Source organism: Parviterribacter multiflagellatus (genome assembly GCF_056863265.1).
The window spans coordinates 753,704-769,939 of the sequence record NZ_JBXPIZ010000001.1 but is presented as its reverse complement, the minus strand read 5'-3'; the positions used below and the strand labels follow the sequence as shown (position 1 = coordinate 769,939).

Here is a 16,236-nt window from a genome sequence, read left to right as displayed (position 1 = left end):
TCATCCGCACGATGCTCGACGGCTGGGCCTACGGCGCGATCTACCGCTCAAGCGCAGAACGCACCGCAGCCCTTGACGGATGGCTCTGGCACTACAACCATCGCCGCCAACACAGCGCCCTCAGCCGCCAAACCCCGGCCCAGCGACTGAACAACCTGCTCGGGACTTACAGCTAGAGCAGGCATCGTCGACCTCTCAGTCGCTCGTCAACTCCGCCAACGTCAACAACGCTGCCGAGGCGAACGAGACCGGAGTCGTCGTGGCCAAGGTCACCGCGCCGAAGTCGATCGACGCGGAGGGTTCCCCGGTCGAGACAACGCTTAAAGCCGAGGGTGATGTGATCACGATGCACGTCGACCACCAGGACGAGGACGTCGCGTACCCGATCGCAGCGGACCCTTCGTATGAGGTCGTGTACACGCGCTGGACGCTCGGGTGGTACCCAGACCTGCGGCCTGAGACGTACATCCACCATTGGGCGGTCGGCTCGTCCTACATCGGCAACTGGCACGTGGCGTACTGCTGGCACATCATGTACTGCGCGCCGACCGGCGGCGGCTGGCACAACGTCATCTACGGGAGCAGCGGCTACGTCGCGTACTGGCCGAGGTGGGACTGGGGGCCTGTGTGGCTGCAGTTCTACTACCCCGTCTACGCGACGAGGATGGTCGTCGCTCGGTGGGTGCCGTACTGGACTCCCGACCCGCACAGCGCCGCCTGGGTTCCGGCGTACGCCGACGGAGAACAGATCTACGACGGTGGAGACCCGGACAACGGCGATCCGGATGCGGTCGCGGCTGCCGTGCGACCAGCGTGCAAGCGCGTCCGGTGGACGAATCGCGTGATCGGCTACGGGGGTGGGCACCTGTTCTACCGCTTCTGCTGGAACCGGTCGAAGGTCAAGGTGAGTCTGGACTCGCAGTACGCCAACCGGGTCGAGTCGTGGGTGTCGTTCGTCGGGCACATCCTCGGCCTCACGTCGATCAAGACCACGGGCGAGCGCTTCTTGCCGGAGACCCTGAGCTACCACGGTCACTGGCGCGGAGCACTCGACGGTCACGCCCAGTTCAAGTTCCGCGGGGAGTTCGGAATCGGTCCGGCCTCGGTCGGCAAGGACCTGATGACCGTGGACTGGGGTGTCGTCGCCAAGTACGACGGCAGCATCTGCGCCTACCAGAAGCGCGAGCGAGGGGCGACCTGCGGAGTCTGACCTGATGATCCTCGGGCTCCGCTCCGGTGGAGCCCGAGTACCGCTTAGACACTGCAGAATACGGTGACCATGATCCTCGCCGACTCCTCCTTCACCACCGCTCCAAGCATCGGGTTGATCCTCTGGAGCATGCTCGCCGCGGCGCTGGCGGTGGCTGGTGTGATCACAGTTCTCAAGGGCAGGTGGGGATGGTTCGCCGTCGGCCTGTTCACCGGCGGGCTGGGGTGGATCGCAGGTGCACTTCAAGCTCCTCGCCCCGGAAGCGCCCTAGGACGCCGCCGCGCCCGGCAGAGCTGACGGCGGAGTGTGCGCCCCGGCAGCCAGGGCGCGCTTGCGCGGTAGGCCCCGGAGTTCCGCGCCTTCCACGTTCAACGACGCCCTGGCCGGCGTGGGCTTGAGGCGCCGCCGCACGGCCCCTTCCCCGCCGGCCCCTTCGCCACCGGCCTCTTCCCCGCGCCGCGCAGGCGCCGCACCTCGGCCTCGCTGAGGCGCCGGGCGGCGCCGGGGCGCAGCTCCCCCAGCCCCAGCGGCCCGAACCGGATGCGGTGCAGCTCGAGCACGTCGTGGCCGACGGCTGAGAGCATCCGCTTGACCTGGTGCTTGCGGCCCTCGTGGATCGTGACCTCCAGCAGCCCGGCTTCGAGCTGGCGGACCTGCGCGGGGGCGGTCTTGCCGTCGTCGAGCTGCACGCCGTCGCGGAGCTGGCGCAGCTTGGTCTCCCGCACCATCCCGCCGCGGACCTTCACGCGGTACGTCTTGGGGACCTCGTTGCGCGGGTGGGTGAGCCGGTCGGCGAGGTCGCCGTCGTTGGTGAGCAGCAGCAGGCCGGTCGAGTCCGCGTCCAGCCTGCCGACGGGGTACAGGCGCACGCCCGCGTTGGGCAGCATGTCGACGACCGTCCGGCGCCCGTGCGTGTCCTTGGCGGTGGAGACGACGCCGGCGGGCTTGTTGATCGCGTAGACGACGTGCTCCTCCTCCCGCTTGACGCGGCGGTCGTCGACGCGGACGTCGCTGCGGTCGTCGACGTCCCGCGCGGGGTCGGTGACGGTCTCACCGCCGACGCTCACGCGCCCGGCACGGATGATCTCCTCGGCCGCGCGACGGCTCGCGACGCCGGCGTGAGCGAGGTACTTCTGGAGGCGCATACCCTTGCAGTGTTACGCGAGGTTCGCGGTGTGCGGCGGTCCAACCCCACGCGCTGATGAGGCGAGGCCGCACCCGCAGCCGATCTAGTTCCCGCAACAGAAAGACCGTCGAGTTTGCGAGCGCGAGACCTATGTGGTGCGTGCGCCGCCCGTCGTTGATGCGTACAGTCCGACGCACGAGCTTCGGGTCTCAACCCGAAGTTGGGGGAGTGCTCCGGGGCGTCTGCCAGCGGCCTACGCTGGGTCTACCCCGGAGCCTCCGTGCGGCCCCGATCAGGACGCGATCCAGGATCGCACGGACTGCAGGGGAAACAGTGCCGAGCCGCGCAGTCGCCCCGCTCTTTGGAACAAAAACGCGACTCGCGAACGCACGTTCGGCCACTGGCGTCCCACTCTTGCCATGCCCGCCAGTGAATAGCCACCGCGTCAAGTCCTCGGCGACCCAGGTGGCAATGGCGCAGATGTCTACAGATGCTTGATGAGTCCGATGATCGCGTCCGTGATCACGCGTGAGATGAGGCCCTGTGCGATGGCGGACATGATCCGCTCCCTTCGCATAGCGGACGGAGCGGAGGCGCTGGTCTTTGGGTCCTGCATTGGTGGACCGCCTTTGTCGGTGCGGAACAGGAACGACCCACGGGGCACGCCCTCGTGGACTGACGCTCGGATGGCCACCGCTCCCTGAGCGTCAGTCGAGGGATCGAACCGGTGGTGCTTAGCCCGCGTGAGTCGACGCCTGGTCGCCACTGGGGCTTCGCTAGTGCGGGCCGCGAGATCCATGGGCACCTGGCCCGGCGGGCACCTTGGCCCACAGATCGCTTGGCTGATCGCTATGTCAGTCGAGGGGCCGGCAAGCACCTAGGCCTGGTTACTCCGTCGACCGTCAGTAACGCTAGAGGAAGCGCAAGACGGATCGGACGTCAGCTATGCGCGCACACGCAACTGCCCGCCTGCCGACGCACTTCTTCGATACCCCCTGGACCCGGGCAACACTGTGTGATCCTCGATGAACACAGCGGTCGTCGCGCGCGAACCTCCTAGGCTTGCAGTGTGGACATCGTTCGCCTTCAGCAGACGTTGGAGGCCGCAGGCGAGCCCGCGTTCCGTGCCAAGCAGGTGTGGGAGTGGGCCGCGCGCGGCGCCTCCGGCTACGACGAGATGACCAACGTGCCGGCCACGTTGCGCTCGCGGCTGGCCGACGAGGTGCCGTTCTCGACGCTGACGGTCGTGCACGAGGCGAGGTCCGTGGACGGCACGATCAAGACGCTGTTCCACACGCACGACGGGCGGCCCCTCGAGGCCGTGCTGATGCGCTACCGGGACGGCCGGCGCTCGCTCTGCCTCTCGTCGCAGTCGGGCTGCCCGCTGACGTGCACGTTCTGCGCGACGGGCAAGATGAAGTTCGGCCGCAACCTCACGGCGAGCGAGATCCTCGACCAGGCACTGCACTTCCGCCGCTTCGAGGACGTCGACCACTGCGTCTTCATGGGCATGGGCGAGCCGCTCATGAACTTCGACCACGTGATGGCCGCGGCGCGCCGGCTGCCGGATCTCGGCATCACCCACCGGCGCACGACGATCTCCACCGTCGGCTGGCTGCCGGGCATCGAGAAGCTGATCGAGGAGCCGGAGCCGATCCGCCTCGCCCTGTCGCTGCACGCGCCGGAGGACGCGCTGCGCTCGAAGATCATGCCGCTGAACGAGCGCTACCCGATGGAGGACGTGCTCGCCGCCTGCCGCCGCTGGCACGCCGTCAAGCGCCGCCGGGTGTTCATCGAGTACGTGATGCTCGCGGGCGTCAACGACCAGTACGAGCAGGCGCTTCAGCTCGCGCACCTGCTGCGGCAGGACGACATCTTCAAGGTGAACCTCATCCCGTACAACCCGACGGGGACCGGCTACGACGGGTCGTCGCGCGAGGCGATCGACGCGTTCCGCGCGGTGCTCGAGGAGCACCGGGTGCCCGTCACCGTGCGCCTGACGCGCGGGCGCGACATCGACGCCGCCTGCGGGCAGCTCGCCGCGGCGAAGGCTTAGCCTTTTCGCAACAAGAGCAGCGCTGTCCGGGTTAGCCTCCGGCTTCGAACGTCCACGAAGCCTGGGGAGGCGCCGTCGTGTTCGAAGGTCCGAGGGATCACGTGGTCGACGTGCCACGGATCGGCAAGGTGAGGCTGCCGCGCGTGCGGACGGCCGTGTTGGCCGTGGCGGTGGGGGCCGCGGTGGGTGGAGCGGCCGTGCCCGCGCTGTCGTCGGAGGCGGGGTCGTCCGCGCCCGCGCCTGCGCCGGAGCGTGTGGCCGCGGTGGCCGACGGGGAGGCGCGCGAGGCGAGCGCGCCCAGCGCGGTCGAGGCGCGTGCGGAGGTGTGCGCGCGGCCCGTGCCGCCGTGGCTGCACTGCCCGCCGCAGGACGACAGCGGCAGCGAGAAGCACCCCACGCCGGCGCCCGCGCCCGCTCTGACCCCCGCGCCCGCCGTGCTGACCCCGGTCGCCGCGCCGGCTCCCGCCCCCGCCCCCACGCCCGCGGCACCCGCCGCGCAGCCCGCGCCCGCCGTGCCGGCGGAGGTGGTCGCACCGGTGCCTGCCGCCCCGGTCGGCGAGGTCGAGGCCGCGCCGCTCGCGCCGGTCCAGCCGGAGGTCGTCGACCCGCTGCCGGGCGCGCCGGTCGGGCCGGTCGAGTCCGCGCCGCTCCCCGCCGCCCAGCCGACGCTCACCGTCGAGCCCGCCACGCCCGTCGAGGCGGCGCCGGTCGGGCCGGTCGAGTCCGCGCCGCTGCCCGCCGCCGAGCCGACGCTCACCGTCGAGCCCGCCACGCCCGTCGAGGCGGCGCCGGTCGGGCCGGTCGAGTCCGCGCCGCTCCCCGACGACCAGCGCGGCGTGCGCGCCGGGATCGAGGCCTACACGCCGTGGGGCGGCGGGGGCGTGACGGTCACCGCCAACGAGCAGCGCGAGCGCTGGACGCTCGAGCTCGGGTGGGGCCGCGACTCGTCGCTCACGTACGCGCCGGACGCGCGCATGCCGACGCTCGGGCCGCACGCGGAGATCTCGGGCAGCGTGCAGCTCCCCCAGATGGGCAGCTTCCCTCGCGACCGGCTGCCGGGTGCCCGCGGAACGGTGACGCTCGACCGCAACGGCGTCAGCGCCGAGGCGCAGTACAACAGCGGCTGGGCGCGCACCGGCGTCACGACCGACGACGAGGGGAAGGTCGACACGGAGAGCCGGTTCGGGCGCTCGATCCCCGGCTACGGCGCGCCCGGCGGCCACGCCTCGGTGGGCTGGACGTTCGAGGTCGAGCGCACGCCGCAGACCCCGCCCGGCGAGCTCGACTCCGACGGTGACGGCCACAAGGACGGCTCGTTCGAGGAGTCGCCCGAGGTCGGCGGCCGCTACGGCGCGGGGCTCGACAGCGACAAGGACGGCACGCCGGACCGCTCCGACATCACGATCGGCCGCGACAGCGACGAGGACACCGTCCCCGACGACATGGACCAGAAGCCCGGCGAGGTCGACGTCGACAAGGACACCGACGGCGTCGCCGACCAGGTCGACCGCGACGTGCGCGACGCGCCGGCCGCGGGCGACTCCACCGGCGGCGGCTTCGCCGACTCGCCCGAGGCGGGCGCGCGCGGCAGCAGCGACTCCGGCCTCTCGCACGACGCCTCCGACTCCGGCGCGTCGAGCGAGGACAACGACGACCACGCCGGCGGCGGGAACGGCGACAGCGTCTCCGGCCACGCCGGCGGTCCGGTGGGCGACGGCGGCAGCGGGAGCGACTCGTACTCCGGCGCGGGCGACAGCGACAACGGGAACGGCGACAGCCAGTCCGGCCACGCCGGCGGCCCGGTGGGCGACAGCGACAGCGACGCCGGCGAGGCGTCAGGCGGCGGGTTCGCCGACTCGCCGGAGGCCGGCGGGCGCAGCGAGAGCGACAGCGGCCTCGGTCACGACGCGAGCGACGCGGGCGCGAGCGAGGGCAACGGCGACAGCCAGTCGGGCTTCGCCGGCGGCGACGTGGACGCGAGCGGCGGGTACGGCGGGTACGGCGACGCCAGCGGCGGCGTCGGCGTGTAGGCGGCACAACTTCCCAACCGTCGCGGCCTGTTCACGCGAGGGAAGTTGTGCGGCCCCAGGCGGCACAACTTCCCGAGCGTCCGCCGGCCGGGGACGGTTGGGACGTCAGGTGGCCTCGCCGGCGGGCTCCGGCGGCGCGTCGTCGGAGGCGCGGTCGCCCTCCGAGGTCGTCGCGCTCGCGGTGACCGTCGCGAGGCCCGCGCGCGCGTCGCCGGCGCGGAGCAGGCGGTCGCGGAGCGCGCCCTGCTCCTCGGGGGTCGGGTCCCACTGGGCGGGATCGGGCAGGGCGTCGAGGTCGTCGAGGCCGAAGAGCTTGAGGAAGAGCGGGGTCGTGCGGTAGAGGACCGCGCCGAACTGCGAGCGGCCGGACTCCTCGATCAGCCCGCGCTCGAGCAGCGTGGCCGTCGCAGAGTCCGACGCCACCCCGCGGATGCGCGCGATCTCCGGCCGCGACACCGGCTGCAGGTACGCGACGATCGACAGCGTCTCGGCCTGCGCGGGCGACAGCGGCGGCGTCCGGGGCTTGGCGAGCAGCTTGCGCGCCGCGCTCTCGGCCACCGGGTCGGACGCCAGCGTCCACCCGCCCGCGACCTCCTTCAGCAGCAAGCCCCGCTCCCCCGCGGCGAACTGCTCCCGCAGCTCCCCCAGCGCCCAGTCGACGTCCTCGACCGCGACCTCGCACGCCTCGGCCAGCGCCTCCATCGGCACCGGATCGGGCGACAGGAAGAGCAGCGCCTCGACGATGCGCGACAGGTCGCTCACGCGGTCGCCTCGACCGGCGCCGGCGCCTTCGGCTCGATCACGATCTCCCCGAACGCCTCGTCCTGCTCCCACGTCGCCTCGCCCTGCTTGTACATCTCGAGCAGCGCGAAGAGCGTGATGCAGACGGTCACGCGATCGGCCCCCTCGACGGCGGCGTCGAACGTCGTGCGGCCCTTCGCGAGCAGCCCGCGCAGCACGCGCAGGCGCTCCGTGACGCTCACGCGCACCTGCCCGAGGTGCGTGATGTCGACCTTCGCGGGGTGGCGGAGCAGGGAGCCGATGGCCGTCCCGAGCCGCGCCGGCTTGTAGACCGCGGGCGAGGTCTCGTCCAGCTCCGACGACGCGCGCAGCCACTTCGGCAGCGGCGCGGCGCGATACCGGATGCCCTCCTCGGCGTCGAGCAGCCCCCGCAGGTGCTCGGACGCCGCGCGGTACCGCCGCGCCTCGATCATCCGCGCCAGCAGCTCCTCGGCCGCCTCGGACGGCTCGACGTCGACCAGCTCCGCCTCCTCGCGCGGCAGCATGAGCCGGGACTTCAGCTCCAGCAGCGCGGCGATCAGGACGAGGAACTCGGTGGCGACCTCGAGGTCGAGCTCCCCCTTCTCCTCCAGGAAGTCGAGGTAGGTGAGCACGACGTCGGCCAGCTCGACCTCGAGCAGGTCGACCTCCTCGCGCAGCACGAGCGTGAGCAGCAGGTCGAACGGCCCGGAGAAGACCTCCAGGTCGAGCTCGAGATCGGCGACCGTCATGTGCCAGACGAGGCTACCCGCGGCCCCGGCGGCACCGGTCGAAGCGCCCGCACGTTCCGCACGAAAGCTCCCCCGGGTACCGCGCGCGTTCCCGCGAAGCCGAGCGGCTAGCCCCGCCCGACGCCCATCACGCGGCGCACGTCGAGCAGCGTCTCGGCCGCCAGCGCGCGCGCCTTGTCCGCGCCCGCCGCGAGCGTCGCCTCCAGCGCGGCCTCGTCGCCGCGGATCTCGTGATACCGCTCGCGCACCGGCCGCAGCCACTCGACGACCGCCTCGCCGGTGGCGACCTTGAAGTCGCCGTAGCGCTTGTCCGCGAACTCGGCCTCGACCTCGTCCGGGGCGTTCCCCGTCGCGATGCCGTAGATCTCGATGAGGTTCGTGATGCCGGGCTTGTCGTCGCCGCGGCGGATCTCGGTGCCGCTGTCGGTGACCGCGCGCTTGAACTTCTTCATGATCGCGTCGGGCTCGTCGAGCACGTAGACCGTCCCGGCCTCGGTGCCGCCGGTCGTGGACATCTTGCGCGTCGGGTCCTGCAGGTCGCGCACGCGCGCGCCGACCTGCGGGATGCGGCCCTCGGGCACGACCAGGACGTCCTCGCCGAACCGCTTGTTGAACCGCTCGGCGACGTCGCGCATCAGCTCGATGTGCTCGCGCTGGTCCTCCCCCACCGGCACCTCGTGCGCGCGGTAGGCGAGCACGTCGGCGGCCATCAGGACCGGGTACATCAGCAGGCCCGCGCTCACCAGCTCGCGCTGCGCGACGGACTTGTCGCGGAACTGGTGCATGCGGTTCAGCCGCCCCAGCTCGGTGACGCCGCTCAGCAGCCACGACAGCTCGGTGTGCTCCTGCACGTCGGCCTGGCGGAAGAGGATGCAGCGCTCGGGATCGAGGCCGGCGGCGAGCAGGATCGCAGCGGTGTCCCGCGTGCGCTCGCGCAGCTCGGTGGGGTCGTAGGCGACGGTGATCGCGTGCAGGTCGACGACGCAGTAGATCGCGGGATCGGCGCGATCCTGCCCCTTCACGTAGTTCGTGATCGCCCCGATGTAGTTGCCGAGGTGCTTGCGCCCCGTCGGCTGGATCCCAGAGAAGATGCGCATAGTCCGGCCGAGCAGGCTATCCGCGCACCCGGGATGTCGCCCGGCCGACGGTTCGAGTCCGCGGGCTTGTGTCGCCTGCCACACGGGCGTAGGTTCCCGCCTACTGTCCCCGGGAGAGGAGAGGCATGTCCCACAGGGTTCCGGTGCGGTTGCGGGTCAACGGCGTGACGCACGAGATCAGCGTCGAGCCGCGGACGCTGCTCGTCCACGCGCTGCGCGATCAGCTCGGGCTGACGGGCACGCACGTCGGCTGCGACACGTCGAACTGCGGCGCGTGCACGGTGCACCTCGAAGGCCAGGCGGTCAAGTCGTGCACGGTGCTCGCGGTCCAGGCCGACGAGTGCGAGGTCACCACGATCGAGGGGCTCGGCACCCCCGACGCGCTCCATCCCGTGCAGGAGGCGTTCTGGGAGCACCACGGGCTGCAGTGCGGCTACTGCACGCCGGGGATGATCATGGCCGGGGCGGACCTGCTCAAGCGCAACCCCGACCCCAGCGAGGAGGAGGTCCGGCGCGCGCTCGAGGGCAACCTCTGCCGCTGCACCGGCTACCACAACATCGTCAAGGCGATCCTCTCCGCCGCCGAGGCCGGCCGCGGGCAGGTCTCCGAGCGCGGCCCGTCCGAGCAGGGGCGGGAGAACATCGGCCAGCTGGCGCAGGAAGGGCTGGGGGCATGAGCGCGACGACGGACCGCCCGCACAACGGCACGTGGGTCGGCCAGGCGCTGCGCCGCAAGGAGGACCCGCCGCTCATCACCGGCCGCGGCGCCTACACCGACGACCACACGCTGCCCGGGCAGCTGTACGCGGCGATCATCCGCTCCCCCGAGGCGCACGCGAGGATCGTCTCGATCGACACCTCGGAGGCCCGGCAGCGCCCCGGCGTCCACGCGGTCGTCACCGGCGACGACCTGGAGCTGGCGAGCGCGCTGCCGTGCGCGTGGGTCCCGCCCGGCGTCGAGGTCAACGTGCCCGAGCACTGGCCGCTCGCGCGCGGGGCCGTCAAGCACGTCGGCGACCCGGTCGCCGTCGTCGTGGGCAGCGACCGGTACGCGGTCGTCGACGCCGCCGAGGACGTCATCGTCGAGTACGACCCGCTGCCCGCGGTGCTCGACCCGGCGCGGGCGCTCCAGGACGGGTCTCCCCTCGTCCACGAGCAGTTCGGGACGAACAAGGTGCACGCGTGGTCGCTCGGCGGCGACGACGTCGAGCAGGTCCTGCAGGAGTCCGACGTCGTCGTCGAGCGCGTCGTCGAGAACCACCGCACGTCCGGCGCGCCGATCGAGCCGCGGGCGGTGCTCGCGGACTTCCGCAGCGGCGAGCTGACGGTCACGAGCTCCACCCAGGTCCCCCACTTCCTGCGGCTCTTCCTCGCCCTGTGCCTGGGGATGAACGAGGAGCGCATCCGGGTCGTCGCGCCCGACGTGGGCGGCGGGTTCGGGGCCAAGCTGCAGATCTACGGCGAGGAGATCCTCGTCGCGGCGCTCGCGCGCAAGCTCAACCGGCCCGTCAAGTGGGTCGAGACGCGCTCCGAGCACCTGATGGTCTCCCACCACGGGCGCGATCAGGTCGCGAAGGTGCGGATGGGCGCGATGCGCGACGGCACGCTCACGGGCCTGCACGTCGAGATCACCGCCGACCTGGGCGCGTACATGATGTTGCTCACGCCGCTCATCCCGTCGCTGGGCGCGTTCGTGATGACCGGGTGCTACGAGTGGCGCTCGGTCCGCACCGACATCGTCGGCGTCTTCACGAACAAGATGGGCACCGACGCCATCCGCGGCGCCGGGCGGCCCGAGGCGACGCACATGATCGAGGTGACGCTCGACCAGCTCGCCTACGAGCTCGGGATCGACCGGCTGGAGCTGCGCCGGAAGAACTTCATCCCGAAGGAGCGGTTCCCGGCCGAGACCGCCATCGGGATGGTCTACGACTCCGGCGACTACCACGGCACGCTCGCGAAGCTGCTGGAGCACATCGACCCGGCGGCGGTCGCGTCGGAGGCCGAGGAGCTGCGCCTGCGCGGCATCTACCGCGGGATCGGGTTCTCGACCTACACCGAGATCTGCGGCCTGGCGCCCTCGCGGGTGACCGGGCCGGCGGGCGTCGGCGTCCAGGCGGGCCTGTGGGAGAGCGCGATGGTGCGCGTCCACGTGTCCGGCGCGGTGACCGTCTACACCGGCACGTCGCCGCACGGGCAGGGACTCGACACGTCGTTCGCGCAGATCGTCGCGGACCGCTTCGGGATCACGCCCGACCAGGTCGAGGTGATGCACGGCGACACGTCGACCGGGCCGCAGGGGCTCGGCACCTACGGGTCGCGGTCGCTGAGCGTCGGCGGCGAGGCGATCGCGCGCGCGACCGAGCGGGTGGTCGACAAGGCCAAGCGGATCGTCGCGCACAAGCTCGAGGCGGCGCCCGAGGACATCGAGCTGAGCGGCGACAAGTTCGCGGTGCGCGGCTCCCCGGACCGCGGCCTGACGCTGGCGGAGATCGCCGGCCAGGCGTACATCATCGACGACATGCCCGCGGGCTTCGAGCCGGGGCTGGAGGCGACGGCGTTCTACGACCCGGAGAACTTCGTCTTCCCCTTCGGCGCGCACGCGGCGGTGGTCGACGTGGACGCGGAGACCGGGAAGGTGGACGTCGTCCGGTACGTCGCGGTCGACGACTGCGGCCCGGCGATCAACCCGAAGCTGATCGACGGGCAGGTGCACGGCGGCATCACCCACGCGATCGGGCAGGCGCTCTACGAGCGGATCCACTACGACGAGGAGGGGCAGCTCGTCACCGGGACGTTCGTGGACTACGCGCTGCCGTCCGCGGCGGAGCTGCCGTCGTTCGAGACGGACCGGACGGAGACGCCGTCCACCACGACCTCGATGGGCGTCAAGGGCGTCGGCGAGGCGGGGACGATCGCGGCGAGCGCCGCCGTCACGAACGCGGTCATCGACGCGCTGCGGCCTGCGGGCGTCTCGTACATCAACATGCCGCTGACGCCCATGCGGGTGTGGGAGGCCATCCACGGCTCGAACGGAGGTGCGGCGTGATCCCCGCGCATTTCGACTACCGCGCGCCGACGACGCTGGAGGAGGCGCTGGGTGAGCTGGCGTCGGCCGACGGCGAGGACGTCAAGCTGCTCGCGGGCGGCCACTCGCTGCTGCCGCTGATGAAGCTGCGGCTGGCGGCGCCGGACCGGCTGATCGACCTGCGGCGCGTGCCCGGGCTGCACGGCGTGACGCGGGAGAACGGGACGTTCCGCGTCGGTGCGATGACGACCCACTCGGTGCTGGAGGGGACGACGGAGCTGGGGCTCGTGTCCCGTGCGGCGTCGCTGATCGCCGATCCGCAGGTGCGCCACCGCGGGACGATCGGCGGCTCGCTCGCCCACGGCGACCCGGCGTCCGACTTCCCGGCGGTGATGCTCGCCGCCGAGGCGTCGGTGACGCTGGTGGGCCCAGGCGGCGCGCAGCGGTCGGTCGCGGCGGCGGACCTGTTCGTCGACTACCTGACGACGGCGGTCGGCGAGACCGAGGTGCTGACCGAGGTGCGGGTGCCCGCGCTCGACGGCTACGGCTGGGGCTACGAGAAGTTCAACCGCCGCTCGGAGGACTGGGCGATGGTGGCGGCGTGCGCGCTGGTGCACGTCGTGGACGGCGTGGTGAGCGACGTGCGGGTCGGGCTGACGAACATGGCGTCGACGCCCCTGCGGGCGTCGGCCGTGGAGGACGCGCTCCGCGGGCGGCCGGCGGACGCGGCGTCGATCGAGGAGGCCGCGTCGCACGCCGCGGAGGGCACCGACCCGCCCGGCGACCTCAACGCGACCCCGGACTACAAGCGCCACCTCGCCCGGGTGCTCACGCGGCGGGCGCTGGGGAGGGCGGCGGGCGTCTGACCGCGCCGTTGCCTCCCGCCCCGGAGCCCGCCTTCGCGGACGTGGAGGCGGTCGAGGACGCGCTGGCCGGCGAGGGCTACCTCGCCGGCCGGGACCTCGCGATCGCCGTGTACCTCGCGGCCGTGCTCTCGTCGCCGCTGCTGCTGGAGGGCGAGGCGGGGGTCGGGAAGACGGAGGTCGCACGCGCGTTGTCGTCGGCGCTCGGCCGGCCGCTCATCCGGCTGCAGTGCCACGAGGGCATCGACGTGCACCACGCGGTGTACGACTGGGACTACCCGCGGCAGCTGCTGGCGCTGCGGGCGGCGGAGGGTGGCGTGGACGAGGGGGAGCTGTTCTCCGAGCGCTTCCTCCTGCCCCGGCCGCTCCTCGCCGCGCTGCGGGCCCCGACGCCGGCGGTCCTGTTGATCGACGAGATCGACCGCGCGGACGACGAGTTCGAGGCCTTCCTGCTCGAGTTCCTCGCGGACTTCGCGGTGACGATCCCGGAGCTGGGCACGGTGCGCGCCGTGCACCGCCCGCTCGTCGTGCTCACGTCCAACCGCACCCGCGAGCTGCACGACGCGCTGAAGCGGCGGTGCCTCTACCACTGGATCGACTACCCGTCGGTCGAGCGGGAGAGGGCGATCGTGGCGGCCCGCGCGCCGGGGGTCGCGGAGGCGGTCGCGGCGCGGGTCTGCGCGGCGGTCGCGCGGCTGCGGGAGGCGGGCCTGTACAAGGCGCCGGGCGTCGGCGAGACGATCGTGTGGGCGCAGGCGCTGACCGCGATCGACGACCTCGACGCGACGCTCGGGACGGTGCTGAAGGTGCGTGAGGACCTCGACCGCGTCCGCTCCCTCGACCTCCTCCGCGATGCCTGACCCCGCCGGGCCTGGCGCGGTCGTCGTCGCGCGGCTCACCGCCCTCGCGGCGCTGCTGCGGGCGCGGGGCGTGACCGTCGGGTCCGGCGAGGTCGTCGCCGCGCTTCGTGCCCTCTCCGCCATCGATCCGTCACGGCGCGCCGACGCGCGCGCCGCGCTCTCCGCGGTCCTGTGCGCGTCCCGTGACGATCTCGCGACGTTCCACGCGTGCTTCGACGAGGTCTTCGGGAGCGGGCGGCCGGCGCCGGCGGTCGTGCCGGATCCGATCGCGTCGCTCGCGCTGCCGCGGGCCGCGGGGCCGCCGACCGGGGGGCCGCCGCCGGGCGCCCCGCAACGGGCGGGCGAGCTCGTCCCGGTTCCTGCGGCGTGGTCGGCGATCGAGCTCGAGCGCGACAAGGACTTCGCGCTGTACACGGACGCCGAGCGCGCGGCGGCCCGCGTGCTCCTTGCCTCCCTCGCACGCCGCGGCCCGCGCCGCCGCTCGCGCCGGACCGTCCCGACCGCCCGTCGCCGCGGCCACGCGCCCGACCTGCGCCGGACGGTCCGCGCGTCGCTGCGTCACGGCGGCGAGCCGCTGGAGCGCCACTGGCGCGCGCCGACCGACCGCCCCCGGCCGATGGTCCTCGTCGCCGACGTGTCCGGCTCGATGACCCCGTACGCGCGGGTGCTGCTCCAGTACGTGCAGGCGGCGGTCGCGGCGCGGCGGCGGGTGGAGGCGTTCGCGTTCGGGACGCGGCTCACGCGCCTGACGCACGAGCTGCGCGGGCGCGATCCGGACGCGGCGCTCGCGCGGGCCGCCGCGGCGGTGACCGACTGGAGCGGCGGCACGCGGATCGGCGCCGCGCTCGCGACCCTCAACCGCGAGCACGGGCGCCGCCTGGGCCGCGGGAGTGTCGTGGTGGTGCTCTCCGACGGCTGGGACCGGGGAGATCCGGCGCAGTTGGGTCTCGAGATGGCACGACTTCGCCGGGCGTCGCACCGGGTGGTGTGGCTCAACCCGCTCGCCGCGCAGCCCGGCTACGAGCCGCTCGCACGTGGGATGGCCGCCGCGCTCCCGCACACCGACCGCTTCCTCCCCGGCAACTCGATCGCGTCGCTGGAGGAGCTGGCCGCCATCCTGGAGGACCTGTGACCTGGAACCCCTCCATCCGCGCACGCCGCGTCGACGAGTCGTGGCCAGGCCGCGAGCCCGGTCGCCGCGCGCCCCTGCGCGACGACGCCGTCCCCCTCGCGGGCCTCATCCTCGCGGCCGGTGCCAGCACGCGCTTCGGCGATGAGCCCAAGCAGCTCGCCGAGCTGCGCGGCATCCCGGTCCTCGAGCACGTCGTGCTGAGCATGTGCGCCGTGCCGGCCTTGGAGCGGATCGTCGTCGTCCTCGGGGCGCACGCCGACCGGATCCTGCGCGAGGTCGACTTCCTCGACAGCGAGCCGGTCGTCTGCGCCGATTGGCAGGAGGGCCAGGCGGCGTCGCTCCGCTGCGGCCTCGACGCCCTCGGCGAGACCCGCAAGGTCGTCGTCGCGCTCGGCGACCAGCCGCTCATCTCGCCCACGATGATCGCGATGGTGATGGACCACGGCGCGAACCACCGCCTCGCGTTCGACGGCGTGCCCGGACACCCGGTCGTCCTGGGTCCCAAGCTGATCCGGCGGGCGCGCGAGCTCCGCGGGGACGAGGGCCTACGCGGAGAGCGCTGGAAGCTCGTCGAGGCCGGCCAGTTCGGCCGCCGGAACCTCGACGTCGACACCCCGCACGACCTGGAGGAGGTCCGCCGTGAAGCTCGAGCAGTCCTTTGACGTCGACGCGCCGCTGGAGACGGTGTGGGCGGCGCTCATCGACGTGCAGCAGGTCGCGCCGTGCCTGCCCGGCGCGGAGCTGACCGAGGTCGGCGAGGACGGCACCTACCACGGGACGTTCAGCGTGAAGATCGGGCCGGCGAAGGCGTCGTACCGCGGGCAGATGGTGATGGAGGCGGTCGACAAGGCCGCGCACGCGGTGACGATGCGCGCGAGCGGGACCGACAAGCGGGGCCAAGGCGGCGCGAAGGCGACGATGCACTCGACGCTCTCCGCACGCGACGACGGCGGCACGCACGTCGAGGTCGTCACCGACATGACGATCACCGGCCGGCTCGCGTCGTTCAGCCGCGGCGGGATGATCCAGGACGTCTCGAACCGCCTGCTGGGCGAGTTCGCGGCGTGTCTGCAGAGCAAGCTCGCGCCGGCGACGACGGAGATGCCCGGCGTGGAGGCGGGCGGCGGCCCGGAGGCGGCCGCGGCCACCGAGGCGGAGGGGCCGGCGCCGGCGCCCGGGACGGGCACGCCGGCGGCCACTCCTCCCCCGCCGCGTCCGGCGAGCCCGCCGCAGGCCGGCAAGCCGATCTCCGGGATCAGGCTGCTGCTCGGCGTGCTGCGGGATCGCCTGCGGCGTCTCGTGCGGCGCGGGCGCTAGCCGCGC

Annotated in this window: 16 protein-coding genes; 12 read left to right on the top strand and 4 right to left on the bottom strand. The window is 72.9% G+C overall.

All coding sequences use genetic code 11. The features are described from left to right. Positions 1-11: 11 nt before the first annotated feature. The 3 genes from AC1UE5_RS03510 (at position 12) to AC1UE5_RS03500 (ending at position 1,507) form a co-directional block, all read left to right on the top strand. Positions 12-176 carry an integrase core domain-containing protein gene (locus AC1UE5_RS03510; protein ID WP_482920688.1) on the top strand — a complete coding sequence of 55 codons (165 nt, stop codon included), beginning with the start codon at positions 12-14 and terminating at the stop codon, positions 174-176. A gap of 83 nt (positions 177-259) precedes the next feature. Beyond that, entirely contained in the window at positions 260-1,210 is a 951-nt protein-coding gene (locus tag AC1UE5_RS03505) for a hypothetical protein (RefSeq protein ID WP_482920673.1), read from the top strand. 69 nt (positions 1,211-1,279) lie between these two features. Continuing rightward, entirely contained in the window at positions 1,280-1,507 is a 228-nt protein-coding gene (locus tag AC1UE5_RS03500) for a hypothetical protein (RefSeq protein WP_482920672.1), read from the top strand. A 71-nt stretch (positions 1,508-1,578) separates the two neighbouring features. Here the strand turns inward: AC1UE5_RS03500 and AC1UE5_RS03495 are convergent, their stop codons facing one another. Next, a complete protein-coding gene (locus AC1UE5_RS03495; RefSeq protein ID WP_482920671.1) occupies positions 1,579-2,355 on the bottom strand; it encodes a pseudouridine synthase in 777 nt (258 codons plus the stop codon). A gap of 1,050 nt (positions 2,356-3,405) precedes the next feature. Here AC1UE5_RS03495 and rlmN point away from each other — a divergent pair. Together rlmN and AC1UE5_RS03485 are read left to right on the top strand one after the other, a co-directional pair. After that, positions 3,406-4,392: a dual-specificity RNA methyltransferase RlmN gene (rlmN, locus tag AC1UE5_RS03490; RefSeq protein WP_482920670.1), complete on the top strand. Its 987-nt coding sequence runs from the start codon at positions 3,406-3,408 to the stop codon at positions 4,390-4,392. A gap of 101 nt (positions 4,393-4,493) precedes the next feature. After that, positions 4,494-6,422 (top strand): hypothetical protein, encoded by a 1,929-nt coding sequence (locus AC1UE5_RS03485; protein ID WP_482920669.1) that lies wholly within the window; start codon positions 4,494-4,496, stop codon positions 6,420-6,422. A 105-nt stretch (positions 6,423-6,527) separates the two neighbouring features. On the opposite strand, the gene scpB is transcribed toward AC1UE5_RS03485, so the two are convergent. From scpB to trpS, 3 genes are all read right to left on the bottom strand, one after another. Then, on the bottom strand, positions 6,528-7,184 hold the full coding sequence (scpB, locus tag AC1UE5_RS03480; RefSeq protein WP_482920668.1) for an SMC-Scp complex subunit ScpB: 657 nt from the start codon (positions 7,182-7,184) through the stop codon (positions 6,528-6,530). After that, positions 7,181-7,933 carry a segregation and condensation protein A gene (locus AC1UE5_RS03475; protein ID WP_482920667.1) on the bottom strand — a complete coding sequence of 251 codons (753 nt, stop codon included), beginning with the start codon at positions 7,931-7,933 and terminating at the stop codon, positions 7,181-7,183. The genes scpB and AC1UE5_RS03475 overlap by 4 nt, the downstream gene beginning before the upstream one ends. A gap of 107 nt (positions 7,934-8,040) precedes the next feature. Next, positions 8,041-9,030, bottom strand: a complete 990-nt coding sequence (trpS, locus tag AC1UE5_RS03470) for a tryptophan--tRNA ligase (RefSeq protein WP_482920666.1) — start codon at positions 9,028-9,030, stop codon at positions 8,041-8,043. A gap of 125 nt (positions 9,031-9,155) precedes the next feature. On the opposite strand from trpS, the gene AC1UE5_RS03465 reads away from it, so the two are divergent. The 7 genes from AC1UE5_RS03465 to AC1UE5_RS03435 are packed head-to-tail and all read left to right on the top strand — an operon-like array spanning position 9,156 to position 16,230. Beyond that, positions 9,156-9,707, top strand: coding sequence for a (2Fe-2S)-binding protein (locus AC1UE5_RS03465; protein WP_482920665.1), 552 nt, complete (start codon positions 9,156-9,158; stop codon positions 9,705-9,707). Then, positions 9,704-12,079 carry a xanthine dehydrogenase family protein molybdopterin-binding subunit gene (locus AC1UE5_RS03460; protein WP_482920664.1) on the top strand — a complete coding sequence of 792 codons (2,376 nt, stop codon included), beginning with the start codon at positions 9,704-9,706 and terminating at the stop codon, positions 12,077-12,079. Before AC1UE5_RS03465 ends, AC1UE5_RS03460 begins: the two co-directional genes overlap by 4 nt. Continuing rightward, positions 12,076-12,924, top strand: coding sequence for an FAD binding domain-containing protein (locus AC1UE5_RS03455; protein ID WP_482920663.1), 849 nt, complete (start codon positions 12,076-12,078; stop codon positions 12,922-12,924). The genes AC1UE5_RS03460 and AC1UE5_RS03455 overlap by 4 nt, the downstream gene beginning before the upstream one ends. 8 nt (positions 12,925-12,932) lie before the next feature. Then, positions 12,933-13,781 (top strand): AAA family ATPase, encoded by an 849-nt coding sequence (locus AC1UE5_RS03450; RefSeq protein WP_482920662.1) that lies wholly within the window; start codon positions 12,933-12,935, stop codon positions 13,779-13,781. Then, positions 13,774-14,913, top strand: a complete 1,140-nt coding sequence (locus AC1UE5_RS03445; protein WP_482920661.1) for a vWA domain-containing protein — start codon at positions 13,774-13,776, stop codon at positions 14,911-14,913. Before AC1UE5_RS03450 ends, AC1UE5_RS03445 begins: the two co-directional genes overlap by 8 nt. Continuing rightward, positions 14,910-15,575 carry a nucleotidyltransferase family protein gene (locus AC1UE5_RS03440; RefSeq protein ID WP_482920660.1) on the top strand — a complete coding sequence of 222 codons (666 nt, stop codon included), beginning with the start codon at positions 14,910-14,912 and terminating at the stop codon, positions 15,573-15,575. Before AC1UE5_RS03445 ends, AC1UE5_RS03440 begins: the two co-directional genes overlap by 4 nt. Further along, entirely contained in the window at positions 15,553-16,230 is a 678-nt protein-coding gene (locus AC1UE5_RS03435) for an SRPBCC family protein (RefSeq protein WP_482920659.1), read from the top strand. Before AC1UE5_RS03440 ends, AC1UE5_RS03435 begins: the two co-directional genes overlap by 23 nt. Positions 16,231-16,236 lie beyond the last annotated feature (6 nt).

Coding starts and splice junctions, on each gene's coding strand:
- AC1UE5_RS03475 (WP_482920667.1), bottom strand. CDS start 7,933: ATGACGGTCGCCGATCTCGAGCTCGACCTGGAGGTCTTCTCCGGGCCG.
- AC1UE5_RS03495 (WP_482920671.1), bottom strand. CDS start 2,355: ATGCGCCTCCAGAAGTACCTCGCTCACGCCGGCGTCGCGAGCCGTCGC.
- trpS (WP_482920666.1), bottom strand. CDS start 9,030: ATGCGCATCTTCTCTGGGATCCAGCCGACGGGGCGCAAGCACCTCGGC.
- AC1UE5_RS03510 (WP_482920688.1), top strand. CDS start 12: ATGCTCGACGGCTGGGCCTACGGCGCGATCTACCGCTCAAGCGCAGAA.
- AC1UE5_RS03500 (WP_482920672.1), top strand. CDS start 1,280: ATGATCCTCGCCGACTCCTCCTTCACCACCGCTCCAAGCATCGGGTTG.
- AC1UE5_RS03460 (WP_482920664.1), top strand. CDS start 9,704: ATGAGCGCGACGACGGACCGCCCGCACAACGGCACGTGGGTCGGCCAG.
- AC1UE5_RS03445 (WP_482920661.1), top strand. CDS start 13,774: ATGCCTGACCCCGCCGGGCCTGGCGCGGTCGTCGTCGCGCGGCTCACC.
- AC1UE5_RS03465 (WP_482920665.1), top strand. CDS start 9,156: ATGTCCCACAGGGTTCCGGTGCGGTTGCGGGTCAACGGCGTGACGCAC.